Source organism: Leucobacter sp. NPDC077196 (assembly GCF_040687075.1).
Lineage (GTDB): Bacteria > Actinomycetota > Actinomycetes > Actinomycetales > Microbacteriaceae > Leucobacter.
In genome coordinates this window covers 1-23,168 of sequence record NZ_JBFBML010000016.1, presented here as the reverse complement: position 1 = coordinate 23,168, position 23,168 = coordinate 1, and the positions used below count along the sequence as shown (strand labels likewise).

Sequence of the window (23,168 nt, the reverse complement as noted above, 5' to 3'; positions counted from 1 at the left end):
AGCGGCGAACGCTGATGCGTCGTCGGCTGCGGATGCGGCTTCTGAGGCGGCTGCCGAGGCGACGTCCTCGGCGGATGCATCGTCCGCGGCATCGGCCGACGCGAACGGCGATGCCGACGGTGCTGAGCTGACGCTCTCCGACCCGGCCGACCGCACGGTGACGGAGGGTGAGGACGCGGTCTTCACCGTCGAGGTGCTCTCCGGCACAGCGACCTCGATCGTCTGGGAGGAGTACACCCCGGTGACGTCGTCCGACGCGGCGACGGAGGGCCTCCAGCCGCTCGCGGTGGGAGCCTGGTCCCCGACGGACGAGGTGGTGTCGCAGGACGGCAGCACCCTCACCGTGGAAGACGCCGAGCTCGTGGAGAACGGTACGCTCTTCCGGGCGGTCGCCACGGATGGCACGACGACGGTCACGAGTGACGCTGCAGAGCTGACGGTGCTCGCGGCCGGAGCCGCCGACGCTGATAGCAGCGCGGGTGGAGCGGCCGACGCCGGTGGCACGTCCACGGCGAGCGGGTCCTCCAGCGCAAGCGGGTCATCCTCCGCCAGCGCCTCGGGTTCGAGCAACGCCTCGGGCGGTGCGAAGTACCTGAGCAACACGGGCGGTGAGAGCCAGTTCGGTCTCGGCATCGCCGGGCTGCTGCTGGTGCTGGCCGGTGCCGGTATCGCGGTGACGGTTCGCCGTCGCAACGCGGCACGGCACACCTAAGCGGTACTCATGAAGGCGTGCGGTCGGGAAAGCCCGGCCGCACGCCTTCGTCATTGACACGCGCGACCCGCGGGTGCCGCGGCGGTTCTCTCAGTGATAGGTTCGCCAAGACTGCCCGCACTCCCTTCCGGCAAGACAGGAGCAGGTGTGATCCCTGAATCGACGCAACCGAGCGCGCGACCCGCAGTGAAGCTGTGGGTCCGGCTCGTGGCCTGGGCGGCAGTGCTGCTCGCCGCCTGGCACATCCTCGCATCATTCTTATGGATCGCGCCGTACTCGGCGAACGCTCGAGAGGTGATCCCGGGGAACGCGCTGAGCTCGTACATGCTGCCCATGTTCGGTCAATCCTGGAGCGTCTTCGCGCCCGAACCGGTGAACGGCGACTATCACTTCAACGTACGCGCCACGGTGGAGAACGACTCGGGAGAGCGCACCGAGACGGGCTGGGTCAGCGCGACAGACGTGGAGCTCTCGATGATCCGCTACAACCTCACTCCGCCGCGGGCGGGCATTCAGTCGACGGAAGTCGCGTCGAGCTTCAAGAAGTCGTTTGACGCGCTCACTGAAGTGCAGCGCACCACCGCCGCGGGCGACTTCATGACCGCGGAATGGGAGGTCGGGTTGCGTGCCGCGCTCGAGAACGGAGCGAAGAACTCCGGGCTCGATCCTGCAGCGATCGAGAAGAATGCTGGAGCAGTCGATCAGTTCATGGCCGACGAGCGTCGCTCGACCGCCTACGCGACGCAGGTGGCGAAAGCCGTCTGGGGCGACGAGGTCGTGTCGGTGCAGTACCGCGTGAGTCGCCAGAACATCATCCCGTTCGCCGAACGCCACAACCCCGAGGCGAAGCGTCCCGAACCCTCGGTCGTGCTGCCCGGATGGCGACCGCTGGTCGTGGAAGAGGGACAGAACGAGGGCAACTTCGCCGACGTGTTCCGGCCGCAGTTCGAGAGGATCTCAGAATGACCGACCAGCGCCCCGCTCCCGCCGGCCGGTTCGGCGCATTCCTCGGCAGCCTGATCGCTGCGGTCTGGTCGGCCGTCGCACTGACCGTCGGTCGCGCCTTCGACTTCGTCGAGCACTGGTTGTTCACGGGCAAGAAGTCGCTCTACGGGCTCGCCGTCACGCGCATCGTCTTCGGATGCACCGCGCTCGGCCTGCTCGCCGCGAACTTCGGCACGCGCCTCTACACATTCGGCTCCGGATCGGCATGGAACGGAGAACTCGCGCAGCCGGTCAGCGATTTCCCGAAGGTATGGATCTTCAGCGCGTTCCACGCCGTCGCCGGCAGCGACGTCGCGTTCACGCTCCTGTACCTCTTCCTCGGGGCGCTCGCCGTGCTCTTCCTGCTCGGCTGGCGATTCCGGATCGTGCTGCCCCTGTTCTTCGTACTGTGGATCAGCTTCATCGAGATGAACGACATGGTGGGCGATCAGGGCGACAACATGTTCCGCATCGCGCTCATCCTCATGTTCTTCGCGGATCCCGCGGCCCGGTGGTCGCTCGACGCCCGACGGCGCGCGAAGCAGGAGTGGTTCCCCGCTGGATCTTCGGGAAATCAGATCGGCACGGTGCTCCACAATCTCTCACTCGTCGCGCTCACCGCCCAGGTCACGTTCGTGTACGCGTCAGGCGGGCTGTACAAGGCCCAGGGCGCGCCGTGGGCCGAGGGATACGCGGTCTACAACCCGCTGCAGACCATGCGGTTCGGCACGTGGCCGATTCTGAGCGACATCGTGACGGCGTGGGGGCCGGCCGTCGCGATCGGCACCTGGGGATCGATTCTGCTGCAGGTCGCATTCCTGTTGATGCTGCTGTCGCGGCCGACGCGCTTGTTCGCCCTCTTCGGGATCCTGAGCTTCCACATCGCGATCGGGGTGCTGATGGGCCTGCCGTGGTTCTCGCTCACGATGATCGCGATCGATTCGATCTTCATCCGCGATCGGAGCTGGAAGCACCTCAGCGATGCGGTGTCGCGGCGCTGGAGACAGCACATGCGCGGTGATGCGGGGTCGTCGACTCGGGAAGCTGGGCGGTCGGCCGCTTCCGATCGAGCTGAGCCCGCGGAGAGCTCCGAGCTGCCCCCGCAGAAGCGGGCCGGCCGGAAGGTGGCCGCGCCGGGATAGGTCGGTGCGGTGGCGACGGCGCGTCTGCAAGCGGGAGCGGTGCTACTCCTTCGCGGCTCGCTCGGCGATGCGCAGATCAAGCGGAAACTCGACGGCGCTATCGCCGAACAGCAGCAGACCGGCTGCACGCGCCGATTCGCGCACGGCCGCTGCGACGGCGTCGGCGTGGGCGACGGGCGCGTGCACGATCACCTCGTCGTGCAGGAAGAACGCGAGGTGGGGGCGTCGACTGAAGATCGGCCCCGAAGCCCGAGCGGCCTGAGACACCTCAACGGGCGCGAAGGCGGCGAGCCTCTGTCGAAGATCGGCGATCCAGCACAGCGCCCACTCAGCGGCTGTTCCCTGGACGACGAAGTTGCGGGTGAAACGACCGCGATCCCGTGCGGCGCGGCGGGCAGCGGCCTCGTCCCGCCCGGTCGCATCCGGCATGCTCGCGCTCGACTGCACGTGCTCCCACTCCTGGCCGGGCGGCTGGGTGCTGCGGCCGAGCCACGTCGACACCCGCCCTCCGCGCGCGCCCTCCGCAGCAGCCTCGTCGACCAGATCCATCGCGGCCGGGTAGGCGCGGCGCAGTCGCGGAACCAGGCGTCCGCTCTCTCCGGTCGTCGCCCCGTACATGGCGCCGAGCATCGCGAGTTTCGCCTCCTGCCGCGTCGCTACGGCGCCGCTCTCGACGATTCCGGCGTAGAGATCCTTCCCCGCGCCGGCCTCGGTCATGGCGCGATCTCCTGCCATGGCGGCGAGTACCCGAGGCTCCAGTTGAGCGACGTCTGCGGAGACGAGGGTCCACCCCGGGTCGGCGCGGAGCGCCGGACGCAACTGGCGCGGGATCTGCAGGGCGCCGCCCCCGCTCGACGCCCAGCGGCCCGTCACCACGCCTCCGGGCACGTACACGGGTCGGTACCGGCCGTCGCGCACCCACTCGTCGAGCCACGCCCAGCCGTTCGCGGTCAACAGCCGGGCGAGCTTCTTGTAGTGGAGCAGCGGCGCGATCGCAGGGTGCTCGTGCTGCGCGAGCTCCCACTGGGAGGTTGAGTCGACCTCGATTCCCGCCGCCCGGAGCACCCGCAGCAGTCGTGGGGGCGAGTCGAGCGGGGCGTCAGGGCTCCCGAGTTCGCGTCGCACGATCGCTCCCACCTCGAGCATGCGCGCCGGTTTCGCATCGGGAGCGGGCCGGGGGCCGAGCGCCTCGGAGAGGACTCGGTCGTGCTCGTCGACGTCCCAGGGGACACCGGCCGCCGACAGCTCTGCGGCGATGAGGGCCCCCGCCGATTCTGCGGCGAGGAGCAGGCCGAGCCGCCCGGGCTCGCGCGCGCTGGCGAGTGCCGACCGCTGTCGGTCGAATTCGTCGAGCGCCTCCGCCAGGCCGTCGGGCACCCCGCGGGATCGCCGTGGTTCGGCGACCACGTCGAACAGGGTCGGTGGCGCATCGGCCGGCGGCGCGACCGGGGCGGTCTCGGCCTCGGGCGGCGCGTTCCACTCGGGCGCGCCCCGCAGCTGCGCCGGCTCTCCCACGGAGCCTGCGTGACGCAGAATCTGATGGCAGAGTCGGAGATCGTGGCATCGTTCGACGCGCACCCCGGCAGCGAGGAGCGGCGCGTACTGGCGAGCCGTGTCGTGCCAGACCCAGCGCAACGACGCCGCCCGTTCGCGCTGCTCGACGAAGTCGGCGAGCCGATCCAACGCGATCGAGACCGCGGCCGAACGGGCGCCATCGGGCGCGAGCTCGACCGCGCCCCAGCCACCGCGCGCGTCGCGACCGATGACGCACCAGCGGGCGGCTGTGCCATCGGCGGAGGATGCAGTGGCGAGTTCGGGCACGTTCTCACCGTAGTGCCGACCGCCGACAGTCGCCCCGGATGCTCTCGGGGCCGGCCCAGCGACTCGGCGCGGGAGCTCCCGCCGCCGCGATGTCCGTGGCCGCCAGTAGGCTCGCAGCATGGCGAAATCAAGCGGCGGATACACCTGCACCGAGTGCGGGTGGCAGACCTCGAAGTGGGTCGGGCGGTGCGGTGAATGCCAGCAGTGGGGCACCGTTGCCGAACAAGCTCGCGCCGGAGCATCGCTCGCGCGCACCACGCGTGCGGCCGCGCCCGCGGCCGGCCGGGAAGCGCGTCCCATCACCGAGCTGCAGGGCGATGCCGTGCGGCACCGGCAGACGGGAATCGGCGAACTCGACCGCGTGCTCGGCGGCGGGGTCGTGCCGGGAGCGGCGATTCTCTTCTCGGGGGAGCCGGGGGTCGGCAAGTCGACGTTGCTGCTCGATGCCGCGGCGCGCGCCGCATCGACTGGAGCGCGCGTGCTCTACGCGAGCGGGGAGGAATCGACGGGGCAGATCCGCATGCGCGCCGAGCGCACCGGGGCGATGCACGACACGCTGTACCTCGCGAGCGAGACGGATCTCGCGACCGTGCTCGGCCACATCGAGACCGTGGATCCCGCGCTCGTCATCGTCGACTCCGCGCAGACGATGGCGAGCGATCAGGTCGACGGCGGGGCCGGCGGCCCCGCTCAGGTGCGCGAGGTCGCGGCCGCGCTCATCAGAACGGCGAAAGAACGCGGAACACCGGTGATCCTCGTCGGGCACGTGACCAAGGACGGGTCGGTGGCCGGCCCGCGCCTGCTCGAGCACCTCGTCGACGTGGTGTGCCATTTCGAGGGCGACCGGCACACGTCGTTGCGGTTTCTGCGCACGCTGAAGAACCGCTACGGTCCGACCGACGAGGTCGGCTGCTTCGAGATGACGGATCGCGGCATCTCCGAGGTGCCAGACCCGAGCGGCCTGTTCCTGAGCCGCCCGGGGGCTCCGGTAAGCGGCACGTGCGCGACCGTCGCGATGGAGGGTCGACGCGCGCTGCCGGTCGAGGTGCAGGCGCTCGTCGCCAAGAGCGCGACCCCCAACCCCCGACGAGTGACGAGCGGCGTCGATCAGTCGCGCGTCGCCATGATCCTCGCGGTGCTCGAGCGGAGATTCGGTGCGCGTCTGCACGACCAGGACGTCTACGTATCGACGGTCGGCGGGGTGAAGCTCGCCGAGCCCGCGGCCGATCTCGCGATCGCGCTCGCGGTGCTCTCTGCGATCGCCGACCACCCGCTCCCGCATGATCTGGCGGCTTTCGGCGAGATCAGCCTCGCCGGCGAGGTGCGGCCCGTCGCGAGCGGAGCACAGCGCTCGTCGGAGGCCGCCCGGCTGGGGTACGTGCGGGTCGTCGACGCGTCAGTGGAAACCCTGGATCGCGCGAGGCGCAAAGCTGGGTTCTAGGGTCATCAGAGGGAGCTAGACTTGCACATCGTGAGCAACAACACCGTAGACGTCGTCCTCATCGGTGGCGGCGTAATGAGCGCCACGCTGGGTACGCTGATCAAGCAGGTCCAGCCCGATTGGTCTATCGAGATCTTCGAGTCCCGCACCGAGGTCGCGACCGAGAGCAGCAACGCGTGGAACAACGCGGGCACCGGTCACGCCGCCCTCTGCGAGCTCAACTACATGCCGGAGGGCAAGGACGGGAGCCTGTCGGCGGCGAAGGCCATCGACATTAACGAGCAGTTCCAGCTCTCCCGTCAGTTCTGGTCGTCACTCGTGGAGCGCGGCATCCTCGGAGAACCCTCCTCGTTCATCAATGCGACCCCGCACATGACGTTCGTGCGCGGGGCCGAGAACGTCGACTACCTCCGACGCCGCTGGGAGCTGCTGCGCACCGAGCCGCTCTTCTCCGACATGGAGTTCAGCGAGGACCCGGAGCAGATCGCGGAGTGGACGCCCCTGCTGGTCGACCGCCGTTCGAAGGACGAGGTCTTCGCTGCGACGCGTTCTGAGAGCGGAACCGATGTCGACTTCGGCGCTGTGACGCGCCAGCTCATCTCGCACCTCGTCTCAGAGGGGGCCGGGCTGAGCCTCGGGGCAGAAGTGCGCAAGCTCCGCCGGCTCGACGACGGCACCTGGGACGTGTACGTGCGCAACCGCTCCGGCTATACCACGACGATCGTGAACGCGAAGTTCGTCTTCGTCGGAGCCGGTGGCGGGGCGCTCTCGCTGCTGCAGTCCTCCGGCATCCCCGAGATCAAGGGCTTCGGCGGCTTCCCGATCAGCGGCAAGTTCCTGAAGACCAGCAATCCCGAGATCGTGCGCGCGCATCAGGCCAAGGTCTACGGGAAAGCCGCGGTCGGCGCACCGCCCATGTCGGTTCCGCACCTCGACACGCGCGTCGTGGACGGCGAGGAGAGCCTGCTCTTCGGGCCGTACGCCGGGTTCAGCCCGAACTTCCTCAAGAAGGGCTCGTGGTGGGATCTCCCCGGATCCATCCGGCCGCACAATCTCGGACCGATGCTCAAGGTCGGACTCACCGAATTCGCTCTCGAGAAGTACCTGCTCGGAGAGCTCCTCGCGAGCCGTGAGAAGCAGATGGAGACGCTTCGGGAGTACATGCCGACCGCGCGCACCGAGGACTGGGAGATGATCGAGGCCGGTCAGCGCGTCCAGGTCATGAAGAACGACCCCGAGAAGGGTGGCATCCTGCAATTCGGCACGGAGGTGATCACCGGCGGCGACGGAACGATCTCCGGCCTGCTCGGCGCATCTCCCGGCGCATCGACGGCGGTCTACGCGATGCTCGGCGTGCTGCGCAAGTGCTTCCCCGAGCAGTTCACGAGCACCTGCGAGTCCGTGTTCACCGAGCAGATCCCGGCGCTCAAGACGGGCGGCCTGAACCACGACCCCGAGCTCGCTGCGGCATCGCTCGCTCACACCTCTCAGGTCCTGGGCCTCGTACCGGCGCCCGCAGAGCACGTGACCGAGCAGGAAGCGGCCTCGACCGAGCAGGCGGCAGTGCGGTCCTGACCGTCCCGCCAGCGGTGCAGGGCGTCGCCCTGCGCTGCTCGGCGTCGCCCAGCTCGGCGTCGCCCAGCGCTACTCGGCGATGAGAGCTTCGACGAACTCCGCCGTCTCGGCCCAGCCCGTGACGGCGTGGCATGAGACGCCGAGTGCGAGCACCGGGTAGTCGTTGCCGTCCTCGTCGAGCCGATCGCCGACGAACAGCATGTCGCTGAGCGGGACCCCCGTGTATTCGACGAGCTTCTGCATGCCGTAAGCCTTATCGATCCCGCGACGCGTGATGTCGACCGAGGTGGAGCCACCGCTGCGCACCTCGAGGCCGGGCAGGCGGACCGCGACTGCGGCGCGGAGGGCGCTCTTCTTCACCCCCGTCGGGTCCCAGGCGTGCTTGACCTCCACCGGGGCGCGCTGGCCCAGAGCGGAGAAGGTGATCTGGGATCCGCGATCCTCCAAGACGTCCCCCCACGATTCCCGCTCCCAGAGGCCCAGACGCTCAGCCTCCTCGCGGAGGGCGGTCAACGCGTCGTTGCGCTCCTGCTCAGCGAGCTCCTCCTGATACACCGTCACCCACTGACCGCGCTCGCGCCGCTCGTACCTCGTGCCGCAGGTCGGAAGCAGGTGCAGCCGCCCGAGCATCTCCTCGGTCACGCTCGCCACCCCGTCGAGTTGCGTCACCAGCTGAGACTCGAACTGCTGGAAGTTGCCCCCCGAGATCACCGCGACGCTCGTGCGTTCGAGCAGCCGGGCGAACACCGCGAGCATGCGGGGGTCGAGCGGGGACTTCGAGGGTGCAAGGGTGTCGTCGAGATCGAAGGCGATGATGCGCGGGAGTTGAGTCACGTGAAGATTCTTCCACGTCGCGCCGCACAGACGGCTCGCCGGGAGCTCACGGCTCGGGAGACGGCTATTCGTCGTCCAGCGACGGCAGCGACGTCGCGTTCGCGTAGAAGCGCACGTCCACGCGTTCGAGCCCGGTGCCCTCGAACACGATGCGGTAGCTGCCAGGCGACGGCACCCGCGCCTCGTTCAGCGGGAAGACCATCGGAATGTACCCGAAACTGTCATTGCCGCCCCCGAGGCTGAACGTGCCCTCCACATTGAAGAGTTCAGCACCGCCGACAGCGGGCTCGCATCGGGCGCGGAAAGAGCGATCCGGATCCCCGCGACGCGCCTCGTTCTCGTCGTACTCGACGACCACGACGAGGGTCGCCCCGAGCATCGCCGGGTACTCCTCGCGGTTGATCGTGTTGATGAAGCCGGAGAGAACGCCGAGGGTTCCCTCACGAACGTTCGCCGCATCCGCGAGAAAGGCCGCTGCGACACGCATATGCGTCTCCTCTTCTACCTCGCGCTCACCGCGCGAAGTTGCTCAGCGCGGACCGCCCAGCGCGATCGGCGCGATGCTAGTGCTGCCCGGAGAAATCGATCGGCGACTCTCCGGTCACCGCGGAGACGACGACGAGCGCCAGTGTCGCCGCAGCCGTACCGACGAACACGACGCAGTAGAACAGTGCGACGGCGTCGAAGATCTTGTTGAACATCGTGGGCCTCTCTGGGTGGCAGCAGGTCGGATTCAGCCTACCGTGGACGGAGACGCGAGGAGACCCCCGCCCGGAGCGAATCGGCGTCGAGCGGCTCGTCTCGCGCAGCGCCGGTGCGCGTCTAGACTGAACCGGGTGACCCGACATTTTCTCCGAGACGACGATCTGAGCCCCGCCGAGCAGCGCGAAGTCCTCGAACTCGCCGCGCGACTCAAGCGAGAGCCGTTCTCGGAGCGTCCGCTGGAGGGACCGCGGTCCGTGTCCGTCTTCTTCGACAAGACGTCCACGCGCACCCGCTTCAGCTTCGCGGCGGGCATCGCCGAGCTCGGCGGATCGCCCATCATCGTGAACCCGGGTGAGGCGCAGCTCGGCGTGAAGGAATCGATCGGCGACACCGCGAAGGTGCTCTCGCGGATGGTGTCGCTCATCGTGTGGCGCACGTTCGACCACCGCGGACTGGAGGAGATGGCGGCCGACGCGAGCGTGCCGGTCATCAACTCGCTCTCCGACGACTTCCACCCGTGCCAGATCCTCGCCGATCTGCAGACCATTCAGGAGCGGAAGGGCGACCTCGCCGGTCTCACCGCGACGTACCTCGGGGATGCCGCGAACAATATGGGGCACTCCTATCTGCTCGGATTCGCGACCGCGGGCATGCATATCCGGATCGCGGGGCCGGCGGGCCACCATCCGCGTCCCGACATCGTCGCCGACGCCGAACGGATCGCCGCTCAGACAGGCGGAAGCGTTGAGATCTTCACCGACCCGGCGCGTGCCGTCTCGGGCGCTGACGCCGTGATCACCGACACGTGGGTGTCGATGGGCCAAGAAGCCGAGAAGGCCGAGCGCATCGAGACCTTCGGCCCGTATCGCGTCACCCCTGAACTCATGGCGGATGCCGCGAGCGATGCGATCTTCTTGCACTGCCTTCCCGCCTACCGGGAGTACGAGGTCGCGCCCGAAGTGATCGACGGAGGGCAGAGCGTGGTCTGGGATGAAGCGGAGAATCGCCTACACGCCCAGAAGGCACTCATGACCTGGTTGCTGGCGCAGGCGTAAGACGGAGAGAAGCAGAGATGACGAACGAACACGAGCAGTCCGCCCCGACCGAGACCGCCGGCAATCGCGCCGGTGAGAGCGGCGCCCTCTGGGGCGGGCGCTTCGCGAGCGGCCCCGCGCCGGCGCTCGCAGCCCTGTCGAAGTCGACGCAGTTCGACTGGATCCTCGCTCCCTACGACATCCGCGGTTCGAAGGCGCACGCGACTGCGCTCGCCGCAGCCGGGTATTTGAGCGAAGACGAGCTCGCCGAGATGCGAGCCGCGCTCGACGAGCTCGCAGCTCGCGTCGCGGACGGCCGCGCCGTTCCCGCCGCGGATGACGAAGACGTGCACTCCGCGCTCGAGCGACTGCTCATCGAAATCACGGGCGTGCAGCTCGGAGGCAAGCTCCGCGCCGGACGCAGCCGCAACGACCAGATCGCGACCCTGGTGCGTCTGTACCTCCTCGATCATGCCGCCGTGATCCGCGGCATGCTGCTCGACCTGCTCGACGCCATCGCAGACCAGGCGGCGGCGCACCCCGACGCGATCCTGCCCGGCCGCACCCATCTGCAGCACGCTCAGCCAGTGCTGCTGGCCCACCAGCTCGCGGCGCACGCCTGGCCGATCGTCCGCAACCTGGAGCGTCTCCGCGACTGGGCGTCCCGCGCCAGCGCCTCGCCCTACGGCGGCGGCGCCCTCGCCGGCTCCTCGCTCGGCCTCGACCCCCGGCTCGTCGCGACCGAACTCGGCCTCGGCGATCCGCTCGAGAACTCGATCGACGGCACCGCTGCTCGCGACGTGGTCGCCGAATTCGCCTTCATCACCGCGCAGATCGGCATCGACCTCTCCAGGCTCTCCGAAGAGATCATCCTCTGGAACACCAAGGAGTTCGGCTTCGTTCGCCTGCACGACGGCTATTCGACCGGCTCCAGCATCATGCCGCAGAAGAAGAACCCCGACATCGCCGAGCTGGCTCGCGGAAAGTCCGGGCGTCTGATCGGCAACCTGACCGGCCTCCTCGCGACGCTGAAGGGGCTGCCGCTCGCGTACAACCGCGATCTGCAGGAGGACAAGGAACCGGTCTTCGACTCGATCGGCCAGCTCGAGGTACTGCTCCCCGCGTTCACCGGCATGGTGGCGACGCTCACGTTCGACACGAAGCGGATGGCCGAGCTCGCCCCGCAGGGGTTCTCGTTGGCCACCGACGTCGCCGAGTGGCTCGTGAAGCAAGGCGTGATCTTCCGCGACGCGCACGAGATCTCCGGTGAACTCGTGCGTCACTGCGAGGAGCGGGGCATCGAGCTCCACGAACCGAGCGATGCCGAACTCGCGTCGATCTCGGCGCACCTCACTCCGGCAGTGCGCGAAGTGCTCACCATCGAGGGCTCTGTGAATTCGCGCGTGGGCGCCGGCGGCACCGCTCGCATTCGCGTCGACGAGCAGCTCGCCCGGCTCGCCGAGCGGATCGCTGAGTTCCGGGCCTGAGCCTCCGATGAGTGCGAGAGCGCCGCGCAACCCGTTAGTGGTCGTCGGTCTCTCGGTCGCATTCTTCGGCGTGCTCGCGGTCGTGATGGCCGCCGTGGCGATCTCGAGCGACGATCCATCGGGGTGGGGGTTCGCCGCGGTGAGCGCGGGCTTCGCGATCATGGGCGGCGCGGTCTTCACAATGGGTCCCGCCGATGCGCGAGGCAAGCGCTCCCCGGGCCCGGCGGGTTGGGTGCTGCTCCTCGTCGGGGCCGCCGTCATGTCGCCGGGGCCCGTGGCGCTGCACGCCGCCGGAACCGGCTGGGGCGAAGCGCTCGGCAGCGGCCGCAGGTCGGGATCCCTGTGGGTTCTGGCGATCCTGATCTGGGGCGGTGCGCTCGCGATAGTCGCAGCCGCTGTGCGCAGCGCAGTCCGCGCTGTGCACAGCAGGCGCGGTCGAGGCCGCCGTCACGAGTGATTCCCGCGCGCTCTCCCCGGGAGGAACAACGGCTCCGGTGAGGCGAATGAGCATGTTCAGCCCTCACGGACGTCGGATCTCTCACGGACGCGCGCTCCACGAAGACCGGGACGCGCGGTCCATGAGCGTCAGACGGTACGATGACAGGCGTGTCTGAACTGAACGATCGCACCGAGATCCTGGCCGCCCAGCGCAACGACGACAGCTTCGCCACCCTGTGGGAAGAGCTGGAGTGGCGCGGGCTGATCCACGTGTCGACCGACGCGGAAGCGCTGTCGACGCTGCTCGAGGGCGAGCCGTTCGCGTATTACTGCGGTTTCGATCCGACGGCGTCGAGCCTGCACCTCGGGCATCTCGTGCAGCTGCTGCTCATGCGCCGTCTGCAGCTGCGCGGTCACTTGCCGCTCGGCCTCGTCGGCGGGTCGACGGGGCTCATCGGCGATCCGCGCCCCACCGCGGAGCGGGTGCTCAATTCGCGCGAGACCGTCGCCGAATGGGTCGACTCGCTCGGTCAGCAGGTCTCGCGCTACCTGAGCTTCGAAGGGAAGAACGCCGCCCGGCTCGTCAACAACCTCGACTGGACCGCGCCGCTGTCGGCCATCGACTTCCTTCGCGAGATCGGCAAGCACTTCCGCGTCGGCACGATGATCAAGAAGGACATCGTTGCGAAGCGGCTGAACTCCGACGAGGGCATCAGCTACACCGAGTTCAGCTACCAGATTCTGCAGGGCCTCGACTTCCTCGAACTGTACCGGCAGTACGACTGCAAGCTGCAGTCGGGCGGCAGCGACCAGTGGGGCAACCTGACGAGCGGCACGGAGCTCATCCGCAAGGTCGAGGGCGCCTCGGCGCACGCGATCGGAACGCCGCTGATCACCAACGCCGACGGCACGAAGTTCGGCAAGAGCGAGGGCAACGCGATCTGGTTGAACCCGGAGATGTGCTCGCCTTACACCTTCTACCAGTTCTGGTTGAACCAGGCCGACGCCGACGTCGTCGATCGTCTCAAGGTCTTCACCTTCCTGTCGCGCGACGAGATCGAAGACTACGCGCGCCAGGTCGAAACCGAGCCCTTCAAACGCGCTGCCCAGAAGCGGCTCGCGCTCGAAGTGACGACCCTGGTGCACGGCCCGGCTGCGACGCAGGGCGCGATCGATGCCTCTGCGGCGCTGTTCGGCCGCGGCGACCTGACCGCACTCGATGAATCGTCGCTGCGCGGGGCCGTCTCCGAGCTGGCCCAGGCCACCGGCACCGTCGGAGCCTCGGTCGCACAACTCCTCGTCGACACGGAACTCGTGAAGAGCCTCGGCGAGGCTCGACGCGCGATCTCGCAGGGCGGAGTGTACGTGAACAACGCTGCGGTGGAGTCCGAGGATCGCGTGCTCGAGAGCGACGATCTGCTGCACGGCGCGATCGCGGTCCTGCGCCGAGGCAAGAAGACGCTCGCCGGCGTCGTGGTGGGGTAGGGTTCCGATGCGCATCGCTCTGCTGCAGGCGGCCGCAAGGCCGCTTGATCCCGACGCCAACCTCGCCGCCATTCGCGCGGCCGCGACCGACGCGCGGAGGGCCGGTGCCGAGCTGTTGCTCACACCGGAACTCTTCGTGACGGGGTACGCACCGGTCGAGCTCGCCGAATGGCTGAGCGCCGAACGCGTCGACGGCATCCCGAGCGCACTCGCAGCTATCGCGCGCGAGACCGGGGTCGCGATCGCCGCCGGGTTCCCGCTCGCCCGCGAGGACGGCACGTTCGCCATCGCCGCGGGTCTCTGGGACGTCGCCGGCGACGAAGTGCTGCGCTACGAGAAGGTGCATCTGTGGGGCGCCGACGAACGATTGGCCTTCACCCCGGCCGCCGATTCTCCCCGCATCGCCGACTGGAACGGGCGGCGCGTCGCCTTCCAGATCTGCTACGACATCGAGTTCCCCGAGCCCGCCCGTTTCGCGGCGGCGAACGGTGCTGATCTGCTCTTGGTGCCAACGGCGATCGACGGCGACTCGGCGTACGTGCCCGAGCTGCTCGTGCGCGCTCGCGCCGCCGAGAACCGGATCGTCGTCGCCTACGCCGATCACGCCGGAGGGATCTTCGCGGGCCTGAGCGTGGTCGCCGGATTCGAGGGCGCGGTGCTCGGAGCGTCCGGCGCCGATCCCGAACTGCTCATCGTTGATGTGCCGGATCCCGAGGCCTCCGACCCGGGTCGGCCGTCGGTGGGTGCTGGCGCGCTGTATCTGCAGGATCGTCGGCCAGAGGTGTACGCGGGCTGGCGCTGAGCCGATCGCCCTCGCCGTACTGCTCCTTCACGATCCTGAGGTTCGCCCACGTTTCGATGCGCTCGACCTCGGGGAGTGTGCGCAACCGGTCGGCCTGATCGAGGAGCTCCTCGTAGCTGTCGGCGGAGAGCGTCACGATGAGGTCGTAGTCTCCGATGGTGGTCGCGATGAACTCGGGGTCGAGGGAACGCACACTCGAGAGTGCGGCCGAGATCCTGCCCCGGATCTTCACACCGACCCCGATGGACGGGGTCTCCACGCGATCGGCGGCCCCGGCTCCATCGGGCGACGCGAGCGCGCCGCGCACCGGAATGCCGACGACCTTCACCGCTCCGTCGCGCGTCAGACGCTCGAAGCGGAGACGCGCACCGCTGGGGGAGATGCCCGCCGCCTCTCCGAGCTCGCGGAACGAAGCGCGACCGTTGCGCTGCAGATGACTCACGAGCGCACGGTCGGCCTCGTCGACGACGAACGACGTCCGTCCGGTGCGGAGCGGGGAGTACCGGTTGACCTCGATGCTCTCGTACAGATGCGTGCGCACCTCCTGCACCCCGGGCAGCTCCCGAACCCGGTCGACGGTGGAGCGCAGGTGCGGGTCCGCGCCGACGCGCACTTCGACGTCGATCGAGTAGTGGCCGCTGATGTCGGCGACGAAGGTCGACTCTGGCATCGCCGCGAGGGCCGATCTGACCGGAGCGATGGGCCCGGAAACGGAGAGCTGCAGGTAGGCGAAGCGCTCGAGCCCCAGCAGATCGGGGCTGATCGACACGGTCAACCGCAGCTCGCCGCGCGTGATCGCGCTCTGCACGATCTGGGTCACCTGTCGGCGACTCACACCGAGCTCAGCTGCGATCCGCGAATAGCTCGCGCGTCCGTTCTCTCGCAGACCGCGGAGCACGCGCCGGCGCAGTTCAGCAGATTCGACCGGATGCTCCATCGCTGACTCCCTAGCCGCCTCGATCGGGCTGCGCAGATGCGCAGCCCAGAAGCGCAATTCTATGGCTCTCGCGCACATTCTGTCCGTTCTCTGGACGTTTGCGCATCCGTGCGACCGGACGACGAACGAAATGCCCCGAAGTCACCTAGGCTGGCTCCGTTCTCCGCGTGAGCGGAAGCGGGATCACACGGATACACAAGGAGGTCTGTCCCATGAACACGGATACTCGGCTCGCTGAAGAGCTCGAGCGTCGACTGACGCACATCGAAACGGTCGAGGCGGACGACCCGGTGCACGCCAGGCTCGGCGGCGGCAGCCTCGCGCTCTTCCTGAGCGTCGTCGGCGTCATCGCACTCGCCTCGTGGATCGCAGGTGTGCTGTGAGCGGCGCCGCAGACGAGCGTCCCAGCGCAACAGCCTCCGAGCTCACCGAGACGCAGGCGCTGCGCGTCGAAGCGGCCGTCGCCGAGGAGGCGACCTTCGGATCGCTACCGCTGACGAAGAGCGAACGCACCTGGCGCGCCACCGACTTCAGCTGGGTGACGCTCAGCCTGGCCATCGCCACGTGGGCGTTTCTCACGGGCGGTTCGACGGTCCTGCTAGTCGGATTCGGCGACGGCATCGCGGCGATGCTCCTCGGCAATACGCTCGGACTCGCCATCATGGTGCTCGGCAGCGTGCTGCTCAGCCAGCGTCTCGGCGTGGAGCAGTATCGCGCACTGAAGTCGGTCTTCGGCGCTGTCGGCGTCGCCATCGTCGTGTTCACGGTCGTGCTCGTCACCGAGATGGGGTGGAGTTCGCTGCTCGGCATCATGTTCGGCCGCGCGTTCACCGAGATCTCGAACCAGGCGTTCGGCACGGAGTTCAACGTCGAAGGTCCCGTCGTCACGATCTTCGCGCTCGCGGCCATCCTGGGCGGCTGGTTCTTGCTCTCACGCGGCCCGGTCGCCATCAGCAAGCTCAACCGCTTCGTCGCACCCGGCCTCCTCATCATCGTGGCCCTCATGATGGTGCTCCTCATGTCGCAGCACTCCTGGGCCGACCTGTTCGCGGCCGAGCCGTTGGCCCCGTTCGAGGACGAAACCCTGAACTTCGCGATGGCCGTTGAATTCAATCTCGGCGCGGGACTGTCGTGGTGGCCCGTGATGGGCACGCTCGCCCGACTGACCCGCGGCCCGAAGGCGGCGCTGTGGCCCGCGTACGGAGGGATCTTCATCGGGACAGTAGTCGCTCAGCTGGTCGGCATGGCCGCAGCGCTCATGCTCGGGGCCGCAGACCCGACCGCCTGGATGGTGCCGCTCGGCGGCCCCGTGCTCGGCATCCTCACGCTGCTGTTCGTCGGGTTCGCGAACGTCACCAGCATGGCGTCGATCGCGTATTCGACCGTCCTCGCGATCAAGCAGTCGAGCGGACGGGCGCTCTCCCGACTCCGATGGCCGGCGCTGTGCGCCGTCTTCCTGTTCTTCCCGGCGGTGCTCGCACTGTTCCCGAGCTTCATGTACGGGCAGTTCATGACGTTCGTCGTGATATCGGGAGCGTTCATCGCCGCGATCTGCGGGGTGATCATCGCCGACTACCTGATCCTCCGCCGTCAGAACGTTCCCGTGCGGGCGCTCTACGCGACCGGGGTCGAAGATCCGCTGCGCTTCACCGGCGGTGTGAACCTCGCCGCGATGATCGCAGTCGCGACCGCTTCGATCTTCTACCTCTGGGTGTACAACCCCATCACCCTCGAGACGCTGCCGATCTTCCGATACGCGACGGCGACCGTGCCGACCATCGGCATCGCGATCGCGGTCTACCTCCTCCTCAACTGGCTGCTCTACGTGCGCCGCGGCCGCGGCGCGTACGGCCAGACCGATCCGTTCGCGGCCGCCGGAAGGAAGTAACGATGACTGAGCCGAAGCAGGTGCGCGCCGCCGTCTACCGCGGCACCGAGGGCGACCGGCTGTCGGTCGAGACGATGACCCTGGCGGGCCCCGAGCACGGCGAGGTGCGCGTCACGGTGCGCGCGGCCGGCGTCTGCGGATCCGATCGGCACGTGCTCGACGGTGAATGGCAGGTGCCGCTGCCGGCAGTCATGGGGCACGAGGCCGCCGGAGTCGTGGAAGCCGTGGGCGCCGGAGTGCGCGGGCTCGAGATCGGAGACCACGTGGTCATCGCGTGGCACCAGGCCTGCCAGCGGTGCGGGGAATGCGCGGGGGGAAAGCCCTGGGCGTGCACGCGGGCCAAATCGAACGACTCGCTGCTGCCCGACGGCACGACCCGGTGGAGCGACGGAGCCGACGGCGCCGCGGCCTACCCGTACCTGGCGACCGGTGCCATGGCCGAGGCGATCGTCGTGCCGGAGTTCGCGGCGATCAAGATCGACGAGCGCGTGCCGTTCGACGTGGCCAGCCTGATCGGATGCTCGGTTGGCACCGGCTACGGCGCTGTGGCCAACAACGCCCGCGTGGTCGCGGGTGAGTCCGCGGTGGTCGTGGGCGCCGGCGGCGTGGGGCTGTCCATCATCTCGGCGCTGCGTCTCGCGGGAGCCAACCCGATCGTGGCGGTCGACGTGTCGGAGGCCAAGCTCGCCGAGGCCACGCGAGCCGGGGCGACACGCACCGTGCTGAGCGGCGACGATCTCGTAGAGCAGGTGCGCGAAGCCACGGGTGGCGGGGCCGACGTGGCCTTCGAGGCGATCGGCCGCGTGCAGACGATGCAGCAGCTGCCGGAACTGATCCGGCCCGGCGGCCGCGCCGTATTCGTCGGCCTGCCGCCGGAAGGGCAGAGCGTCGAGATCGACGGTCTGCTGCTCGCGTATGAGGGGAAGACGATCATCGGCTCGAACTACGGCGGACTCGTTCCCGCGCGCGACTTCCCGCGCGTGGCCGGAGCCTACCTCTCCGGTGCGCTGCCACTCGACGACCTCATCAGCGCGCGCGTCGGACTCGACGAGGTCAACGAAGCCTTCGACGCCATGCGGCGCGGGGAGCGCACGCGCAGCGTGATCCTCTTCGGGGAGTAGTCGGGCCGGGCGACTCGCCGCCGCGACTGCTCGCTTCGCCCCTGCTCGCTGCGACTGCTCGCTGCGACTGCTCGACTGCTCGAAAGCGCGATTCGGCACCGTTCCCCACTTGGGAAGGTGCCGAATCGCGCTTTCGGCGCGGGCCGCGGGGGCCGCGGGGGCGCGGGGACGCGGGCCGCGGGAGCGCGGGCCGCGGTGCAGTCGCCGTGGATCCGTCGCCCAGGATCCGCCGCCGAGGATCCGCCGGATCCCGCCCGAACGGATCAGGCGGAGCCGCTCCAGGCGGCCGGCACGAGTACCCATACGGCCTCGGCGCCAGCGGATCCGGCGGTCCAGGTGTGCGGCGCGCGACCGGGAAAGGTCAGCGTATCCCCGGCCTGCAGCGCGACCTGGCGATCGGCGAACGTGATCTCGAGGTCGCCCGAGATGACGTGCAGCGACTCGAGGCTGCAGTTGACGGTGTAGAGCTGGTCGCCCCCGCTCGCCTCGGGCGCGAGGGTGGATCGCAGCACCTGGACGCGGTCCTCCGAGCGCGGCGTGACGAGGCGCTCGTCGGCACCGGTGCCGCCCATGTTGATGGCGGGTGCGGTGTCGAGCGGAATGAGCTGCAGCTCGGGCTCTTCGAAGAGGTTGCCGATCGGCATCGAGAGCGCTTGACAGAGCTGCACGAGGGTTGGCACACTCGGCATGGTGTCGTCGCGCTCGACGCGGCTGATGAACCCCTTGGTGAGGCCGGTGGCCCGCGCGAGCTGTTCGAGGGTGAGGCCCTGGGCGAGACGGGACGATCGGAGCTTGGCGCCGATGCGAATCGCCTCGACCGCTGCGGTCGGGTGGATCGGTCGCATGCGGTGCCGCCCTTCCCGTTGACCTCTCTGCGAACTCCAGCCTATAGTGAATGCGAGTTCACCCATAGAACTCACTTGTTTACTTATACGCAACTTTGGAAGGACGAGTCGCATCGTGACCTCTCACACGCCTCAAGGCCCCGTCGACGCGAGCCAGACCCCCCGGTACGCAGGCATCGCCACGTTCGCGAAGCTGCCCCGCATCGAAGACGTTCCGTCCGCCGACATCGCCGTCGTGGGCGTGCCCTTCGACTCGGGCGTGAGCTTCCGACCGGGTGCGCGTTTCGGCCCGTCCCACGTGCGAGAGGCCTCGCGACTCCTGCGCCCCTACAACCCGGCGCAAGACGTCTCGCCGTTCAACGTGAAGCAGGTGGTCGACGCCGGTGACATCGTGGCGAACCCGTTCAGCCTCGATGAGGCCGTGCGTCAGGTCGAAGAGGCGGCGACCGAGCTCGGCGAGCGCGTGGACAAGATCGTCACCATCGGCGGCGACCACACCATCGCTCTGCCGCTGCTGCGGGCCATCAATAAGAAGCACGGCCCCGTCGCGGTGCTGCACTTCGACGCGCACCTCGACACCTGGGACACGTACTTCGGCGCCCCCACCACGCACGGCACCCCCTTCCGCCGGGCGTCCGAGGAGGGTCTCATCGACCTCACCGCCTCCATGCACGGCGGCACCCGCGGGCCGCTCTACGGCAAGAGCGACCTCGAAGACGACGTGAAGCTCGGCTTCCAGATCGTCACCAGTGAGTTCGTCGAAGAGCACGGCATTCCCGCGGCGCTCGAGAAGATTCGCGAGCGCGTCGGCGACAAGCCGCTCTACATCTCGATCGATATCGATGTGCTGGATCCGGCTCACGCCCCCGGCACCGGCACGCCCGAGGCCGGAGGCCTCACGAGCCGCGAGATGCTTCGGCTCATTCGTGGTCTCGCCGATCTCCAGATCGTCGGGGCCGACGTCGTCGAGGTGGCGCCCGCCTACGACCACGCGCAGATCACCGCCGTCGCCGCAAGCCACGTCGTGTACGAGCTCGTGAGCGCGATGGCTGCACGCGACTGACGCCCCACCCCGCCCAGACACGCAACTCATGCCAATGGAGGCACCCATGCACACCCCAGATCAGGCAGCCGTCATCGCGGCCGCCGACGCCATCATCGAGGCGTTCGCCGCGACCGATACGGAGGCGTACTTCGCCGGCTTCGCCTCCGATGCGACGTTCGTCTTCCATCCCGAGGCCGCGCGGCTCGACTCGCGCGCCGAATACGAAGAGCTGTGGGGCGGGTGGGTCTCCTCCGGGTGGCGCGTGACCTCGTGCACCTCGACCGAGCGGCTCGTGCAGACCTTCCCAGGCGGTGCGGTCTTCAGTCACACCGTGGCGACGAGCATCGACTCCGCCGAGGGCCCCGCCTCGTACGTGGAGCGGGAGAGCATCGTCTTCCGAGCCGACGACGCGCAGCCCGACGGGCTCATCGCGATCCACGAGCACCTCTCGACGGTGCCTGCTCAGCCCGTGCCCGCCCCCGCCGCGACGGCCCCTGCCGCAGCGACCGCTACGGAGGTCTGAACATGACCAGCCCTGAAACCATGGCCGTGAATCTCGACGGCCAGCACGATTCGGCCGGCCCCGTGCGCGGCACTCAGTCATTGCTGCACATCGGCATGATCTGGCTCGCCGCGAATCTCGTGGTGACCACCCTCCTCACCGGAACGCTCTTCACTCCGGCGGTCTCGTTCGGCACGGCGAGCGCCATGATCGTCGTCGGCACGCTCATCGGCGTCATCGTGCTCGTGCTCATCGGCAACATGGGCACGCGCACGGGGCTCCCGACGATGGCGCTCACGCGCGGATCCTTCGGCATTCGCGGCAGCATCTTGCCGGCAGCTGCGAACCTCATCATTCTGATGGGGTGGAGCTGGGTGCAGGCCATGCTCGCGGGCGTCACCGTGAACTACCTGGTGCACGAGGCCACCGGCTTCTCGAATCCGATGCTCTTCTCCGCACTCTGCCAAGCGATTGTCGTCGTGCTGGCGATATTCGGTCATACCGGCATCTCTCGCGTCGAGCCCTGGCTCGCCCTCGCGATCCTCATCGTCATGGGCTTCGTCTTCACCGCCGCGTTCAGCGCGTTCAGCCCCGGTGAGTTCGCCGCCCTGCCCGTCGACGCGTCGCTGGGCGGCACCCCGTTCATCACGCTCGACATGGTCATCGCCACGGCGATCTCCTGGACCGTGCTCTCGGCCGACATGAACCGGCACGCGAAGAGCAGCACCGCCGGCATCGTCGGTTCGGGCATCGGGTACACGCTGTCGACGACCATCGCGATGTTCCTGGGCCTGGTCGCGTTCAGCGCAGTGCTGCTGCGCGGGGACGAGGCGACTCCGTTCGACCCATCGGTCATCGTGGCAGAGTTCGGCTGGCCGCTCGGCATTGCGATCTTCCTCTCCGTCATGGCGACCAACACCATGGTCGTCTTCGGCATGGTGACGTCGGTGGTCAACGCGCAGTCGAAGTGGCACCTGCGCTTCCTACCCACCGCGATCGTGCTCGGCATCATCTCGATCATCGGCTCGACATTCCTCGGCCTGCTGAACCAGTTCACCGACTTCCTCTTCATCATCAGCGCGTTCTTCGTGCCGGTGTTCGCGATCATGATCGCCGACTACTACCTGCTGAAGCGCCGCGGATACTCGCGCCAGATTCTGCACGAGCGCCCCGAGAGCCGGTACTGGTACCGCGGCGGCGTGAACTGGGTCGCCGTGATTGTCTGGGTGATCGGTGCGGTGCTCTCGTACGTGCTGGCCTACGTCGCACCGAGCCCGATCGGCGCGAATATTCCCGCGTTCATCGTCAGCTTCGGGCTGTATCTCGGTCTGATGCTCGGGATCGGACGCCGTGCCGGGCTGGGCCTCATCGATCCGCGTGATTCGCAGCCGACCGGGCACCTGCTCGACGGAGCAGACGAAACCGCAGCGCTTCGGCTCGGCAACTGACGTGACCGTTGTCGACCTGAGCCACCCGATCGTCTCGGGTATGCCCGTGTACCCCGGCGATCCCGAGGTGTTGATCGCCCCCGCGCTCACGGTGGACGCAGACGGGGTGGCGGTGGCGCGCCTCGACATGGGGTCGCACACCGGCACCCACCTCGATGCACCCGCGCACTCCGTCGTCGGCGGTCGCACCGTCGACGAGATCCCGCTCGAGCTGCTGACCGGCGCGGCGCGCGTCTTGCGGGTGGGGCCGGCCCCGGCAGTTGCGGGGGAGTCGATCACCGCTGAGCGACTCGCGGCCGCGATTCCGGATCACCTGCCGCCGATCGTCTGCATCGCAACCGGGTGGGACGTGCATTTCGGCGGGGACGCCGCGCATGCGCACCCGTCGATCTCGCTCGATCTCGCCCGCCTGCTGTGGGCGCGCGGTGCGCGCGTACTCGGGGTGGACTGTTTCAGCCCGGACGCGACCGAGGTGGCGGGCGAGGGCGTGGGAGCCGGGGCCGGCATGCCGGTGCACGAGTTCTGGCTCGGCAACGACGGGGTGATCGTCGAGAACCTTGCGCGACTGGCTGAGCTGCCCGAGGCGGTGGAGATGTCGTTGCTTCCCCTGCGCGTCGATCAGGCGGATGGTTCGCCGATTCGCGCCGTCGCATTCACGGAGTGATCGCCCGAGCGTCGTGCGATGACAGCGCCGCCCTTCTTCGGAGGGGCGGCGCTGACGTGTACCTGGGCGGAGAGCCACCGCAGAGCACTCGCGACGCGCCCGGAAAACCGGCATTTCGGCGGATTTCGCCGGTTTCTCGCGCGGTGGGGCGGTGCGAGCATGCGGGTGTCGGGGTGGTGTCGTGCGGGTGAATTGGCGGATTCGTGCGGAGACACGCCCGGGATGCTGCGTGGTGTTGCTGGTCGAGGCGCGGGGGCC

General features: G+C 68.6%; 23 protein-coding genes. 17 read left to right on the top strand and 6 right to left on the bottom strand.

Features of this window, described 5'->3' with window-relative positions; genetic code table 11:
- The 3 genes from AB0O71_RS13110 to AB0O71_RS13100 form a co-directional block, all read left to right on the top strand.
- Positions 1 to 712 (top strand): LPXTG cell wall anchor domain-containing protein (locus AB0O71_RS13110; RefSeq protein ID WP_363746006.1); only part of this gene is annotated, 712 nt, incomplete at its 5' end.
- Positions 713 to 859: 147 nt separating this feature from the next.
- Positions 860 to 1,678, top strand: coding sequence for a DUF5819 family protein (locus AB0O71_RS13105; protein WP_346728740.1), 819 nt, complete (start codon positions 860 to 862; stop codon positions 1,676 to 1,678).
- Entirely contained in the window at positions 1,675 to 2,838 is a 1,164-nt protein-coding gene (locus tag AB0O71_RS13100) for an HTTM domain-containing protein (RefSeq protein ID WP_363746003.1), read from the top strand. The genes AB0O71_RS13105 and AB0O71_RS13100 overlap by 4 nt, the downstream gene beginning before the upstream one ends.
- Positions 2,839 to 2,880: 42 nt before the next feature.
- Here the strand turns inward: AB0O71_RS13100 and AB0O71_RS13095 are convergent, their stop codons facing one another.
- Positions 2,881 to 4,659: a bifunctional 3'-5' exonuclease/DNA polymerase gene (locus AB0O71_RS13095; RefSeq protein ID WP_363746001.1), complete on the bottom strand. Its 1,779-nt coding sequence runs from the start codon at positions 4,657 to 4,659 to the stop codon at positions 2,881 to 2,883.
- Positions 4,660 to 4,777: 118 nt separating this feature from the next.
- On the opposite strand from AB0O71_RS13095, the gene radA reads away from it, so the two are divergent.
- Together radA and mqo are read left to right on the top strand one after the other, a co-directional pair.
- A complete protein-coding gene (gene radA, locus AB0O71_RS13090; RefSeq protein ID WP_363745999.1) occupies positions 4,778 to 6,100 on the top strand; it encodes a DNA repair protein RadA in 1,323 nt (440 codons plus the stop codon).
- 30 nt (positions 6,101 to 6,130) lie between these two features.
- A complete protein-coding gene (gene mqo / locus AB0O71_RS13085; protein ID WP_363745997.1) occupies positions 6,131 to 7,675 on the top strand; it encodes a malate dehydrogenase (quinone) in 1,545 nt (514 codons plus the stop codon).
- Between the two features lie 69 nt (positions 7,676 to 7,744).
- Here mqo and AB0O71_RS13080 read toward each other — a convergent pair whose 3' ends face one another.
- The 3 genes from AB0O71_RS13080 to AB0O71_RS13070 form a co-directional block, all read right to left on the bottom strand.
- Positions 7,745 to 8,509: an HAD-IIB family hydrolase gene (locus AB0O71_RS13080; protein WP_363745995.1), complete on the bottom strand. Its 765-nt coding sequence runs from the start codon at positions 8,507 to 8,509 to the stop codon at positions 7,745 to 7,747.
- Positions 8,510 to 8,573: 64 nt separating this feature from the next.
- Entirely contained in the window at positions 8,574 to 8,996 is a 423-nt protein-coding gene (locus tag AB0O71_RS13075) for a hypothetical protein (RefSeq protein ID WP_090151524.1), read from the bottom strand.
- 76 nt (positions 8,997 to 9,072) lie between these two features.
- Positions 9,073 to 9,210: a hypothetical protein gene (locus AB0O71_RS13070; RefSeq protein ID WP_176698382.1), complete on the bottom strand. Its 138-nt coding sequence runs from the start codon at positions 9,208 to 9,210 to the stop codon at positions 9,073 to 9,075.
- 135 nt (positions 9,211 to 9,345) lie between these two features.
- On the opposite strand from AB0O71_RS13070, the gene argF reads away from it, so the two are divergent.
- The 5 genes from argF to AB0O71_RS13045 all read left to right on the top strand — a co-directional run bounded on the left by argF (position 9,346) and on the right by AB0O71_RS13045 (position 14,460).
- Entirely contained in the window at positions 9,346 to 10,269 is a 924-nt protein-coding gene (argF, locus tag AB0O71_RS13065; protein WP_363745992.1) for an ornithine carbamoyltransferase, read from the top strand.
- A 17-nt stretch (positions 10,270 to 10,286) separates the two neighbouring features.
- Positions 10,287 to 11,735 (top strand): argininosuccinate lyase, encoded by a 1,449-nt coding sequence (gene argH, locus AB0O71_RS13060; RefSeq protein ID WP_363745990.1) that lies wholly within the window; start codon positions 10,287 to 10,289, stop codon positions 11,733 to 11,735.
- A gap of 7 nt (positions 11,736 to 11,742) precedes the next feature.
- On the top strand, positions 11,743 to 12,192 hold the full coding sequence (locus AB0O71_RS13055; protein WP_363745988.1) for a hypothetical protein: 450 nt from the start codon (positions 11,743 to 11,745) through the stop codon (positions 12,190 to 12,192).
- Positions 12,193 to 12,341: 149 nt separating this feature from the next.
- Positions 12,342 to 13,658, top strand: coding sequence for a tyrosine--tRNA ligase (gene tyrS / locus AB0O71_RS13050; protein ID WP_363745986.1), 1,317 nt, complete (start codon positions 12,342 to 12,344; stop codon positions 13,656 to 13,658).
- Positions 13,659 to 13,665: 7 nt separating this feature from the next.
- Positions 13,666 to 14,460, top strand: coding sequence for a nitrilase-related carbon-nitrogen hydrolase (locus AB0O71_RS13045; protein ID WP_363745984.1), 795 nt, complete (start codon positions 13,666 to 13,668; stop codon positions 14,458 to 14,460).
- Here AB0O71_RS13045 and AB0O71_RS13040 read toward each other — a convergent pair.
- Positions 14,348 to 15,397 (bottom strand): Lrp/AsnC family transcriptional regulator, encoded by a 1,050-nt coding sequence (locus AB0O71_RS13040; protein ID WP_176698381.1) that lies wholly within the window; start codon positions 15,395 to 15,397, stop codon positions 14,348 to 14,350. The two genes, AB0O71_RS13045 and AB0O71_RS13040, sit on opposite strands and share 113 nt — an antisense overlap.
- 212 nt (positions 15,398 to 15,609) lie before the next feature.
- Between AB0O71_RS13040 and AB0O71_RS13035 the strand changes: the two genes are divergently transcribed.
- The 3 genes from AB0O71_RS13035 to AB0O71_RS13025 are packed head-to-tail and all read left to right on the top strand — an operon-like array spanning position 15,610 to position 18,406.
- Positions 15,610 to 15,780: a hypothetical protein gene (locus tag AB0O71_RS13035; protein WP_176698380.1), complete on the top strand. Its 171-nt coding sequence runs from the start codon at positions 15,610 to 15,612 to the stop codon at positions 15,778 to 15,780.
- Positions 15,777 to 17,285 (top strand): cytosine permease, encoded by a 1,509-nt coding sequence (locus tag AB0O71_RS13030; protein WP_090151501.1) that lies wholly within the window; start codon positions 15,777 to 15,779, stop codon positions 17,283 to 17,285. The genes AB0O71_RS13035 and AB0O71_RS13030 overlap by 4 nt, the downstream gene beginning before the upstream one ends.
- Positions 17,286 to 17,287: 2 nt before the next feature.
- Positions 17,288 to 18,406 carry a zinc-binding dehydrogenase gene (locus AB0O71_RS13025; RefSeq protein ID WP_346058142.1) on the top strand — a complete coding sequence of 373 codons (1,119 nt, stop codon included), beginning with the start codon at positions 17,288 to 17,290 and terminating at the stop codon, positions 18,404 to 18,406.
- A 263-nt stretch (positions 18,407 to 18,669) separates the two neighbouring features.
- Here AB0O71_RS13025 and AB0O71_RS13020 read toward each other — a convergent pair whose 3' ends face one another.
- On the bottom strand, positions 18,670 to 19,251 hold the full coding sequence (locus AB0O71_RS13020) for a helix-turn-helix domain-containing protein (protein ID WP_363745980.1): 582 nt from the start codon (positions 19,249 to 19,251) through the stop codon (positions 18,670 to 18,672).
- 115 nt (positions 19,252 to 19,366) lie between these two features.
- Here AB0O71_RS13020 and speB point away from each other — a divergent pair, with 115 nt between their 5' ends.
- From speB to AB0O71_RS13000, 4 genes are read left to right on the top strand one after another with little or no spacing between them, the layout of a single operon-like run.
- Entirely contained in the window at positions 19,367 to 20,314 is a 948-nt protein-coding gene (gene speB / locus AB0O71_RS13015) for an agmatinase (protein WP_363745978.1), read from the top strand.
- A gap of 46 nt (positions 20,315 to 20,360) precedes the next feature.
- Positions 20,361 to 20,819, top strand: a complete 459-nt coding sequence (locus AB0O71_RS13010; protein WP_363745976.1) for a nuclear transport factor 2 family protein — start codon at positions 20,361 to 20,363, stop codon at positions 20,817 to 20,819.
- 2 nt (positions 20,820 to 20,821) lie between these two features.
- Positions 20,822 to 22,246 carry a cytosine permease gene (locus AB0O71_RS13005; RefSeq protein WP_363745974.1) on the top strand — a complete coding sequence of 475 codons (1,425 nt, stop codon included), beginning with the start codon at positions 20,822 to 20,824 and terminating at the stop codon, positions 22,244 to 22,246.
- Between the two features lies 1 nt (position 22,247).
- The gene (locus AB0O71_RS13000; RefSeq protein WP_363745972.1) at positions 22,248 to 22,910 is read left to right on the top strand and encodes a cyclase family protein; all 663 of its coding nucleotides are present in this window, start codon (positions 22,248 to 22,250) and stop codon (positions 22,908 to 22,910) included.
- Positions 22,911 to 23,168 lie beyond the last annotated feature (258 nt).

Coding starts and splice junctions, on each gene's coding strand:
- AB0O71_RS13100 (WP_363746003.1), top strand. CDS start 1,675: ATGACCGACCAGCGCCCCGCTCCCGCCGGCCGGTTCGGCGCATTCCTC.
- radA (WP_363745999.1), top strand. CDS start 4,778: ATGGCGAAATCAAGCGGCGGATACACCTGCACCGAGTGCGGGTGGCAG.
- AB0O71_RS13075 (WP_090151524.1), bottom strand. CDS start 8,996: ATGCGTGTCGCAGCGGCCTTTCTCGCGGATGCGGCGAACGTTCGTGAG.
- AB0O71_RS13070 (WP_176698382.1), bottom strand. CDS start 9,210: ATGTTCAACAAGATCTTCGACGCCGTCGCACTGTTCTACTGCGTCGTG.
- argH (WP_363745990.1), top strand. CDS start 10,287: ATGACGAACGAACACGAGCAGTCCGCCCCGACCGAGACCGCCGGCAAT.
- AB0O71_RS13055 (WP_363745988.1), top strand. CDS start 11,743: ATGAGTGCGAGAGCGCCGCGCAACCCGTTAGTGGTCGTCGGTCTCTCG.
- AB0O71_RS13045 (WP_363745984.1), top strand. CDS start 13,666: ATGCGCATCGCTCTGCTGCAGGCGGCCGCAAGGCCGCTTGATCCCGAC.
- AB0O71_RS13040 (WP_176698381.1), bottom strand. CDS start 15,397: ATGGAGCATCCGGTCGAATCTGCTGAACTGCGCCGGCGCGTGCTCCGC.
- AB0O71_RS13035 (WP_176698380.1), top strand. CDS start 15,610: ATGAACACGGATACTCGGCTCGCTGAAGAGCTCGAGCGTCGACTGACG.
- AB0O71_RS13025 (WP_346058142.1), top strand. CDS start 17,288: ATGACTGAGCCGAAGCAGGTGCGCGCCGCCGTCTACCGCGGCACCGAG.
- AB0O71_RS13020 (WP_363745980.1), bottom strand. CDS start 19,251: ATGCGACCGATCCACCCGACCGCAGCGGTCGAGGCGATTCGCATCGGC.
- AB0O71_RS13010 (WP_363745976.1), top strand. CDS start 20,361: ATGCACACCCCAGATCAGGCAGCCGTCATCGCGGCCGCCGACGCCATC.
- AB0O71_RS13005 (WP_363745974.1), top strand. CDS start 20,822: ATGACCAGCCCTGAAACCATGGCCGTGAATCTCGACGGCCAGCACGAT.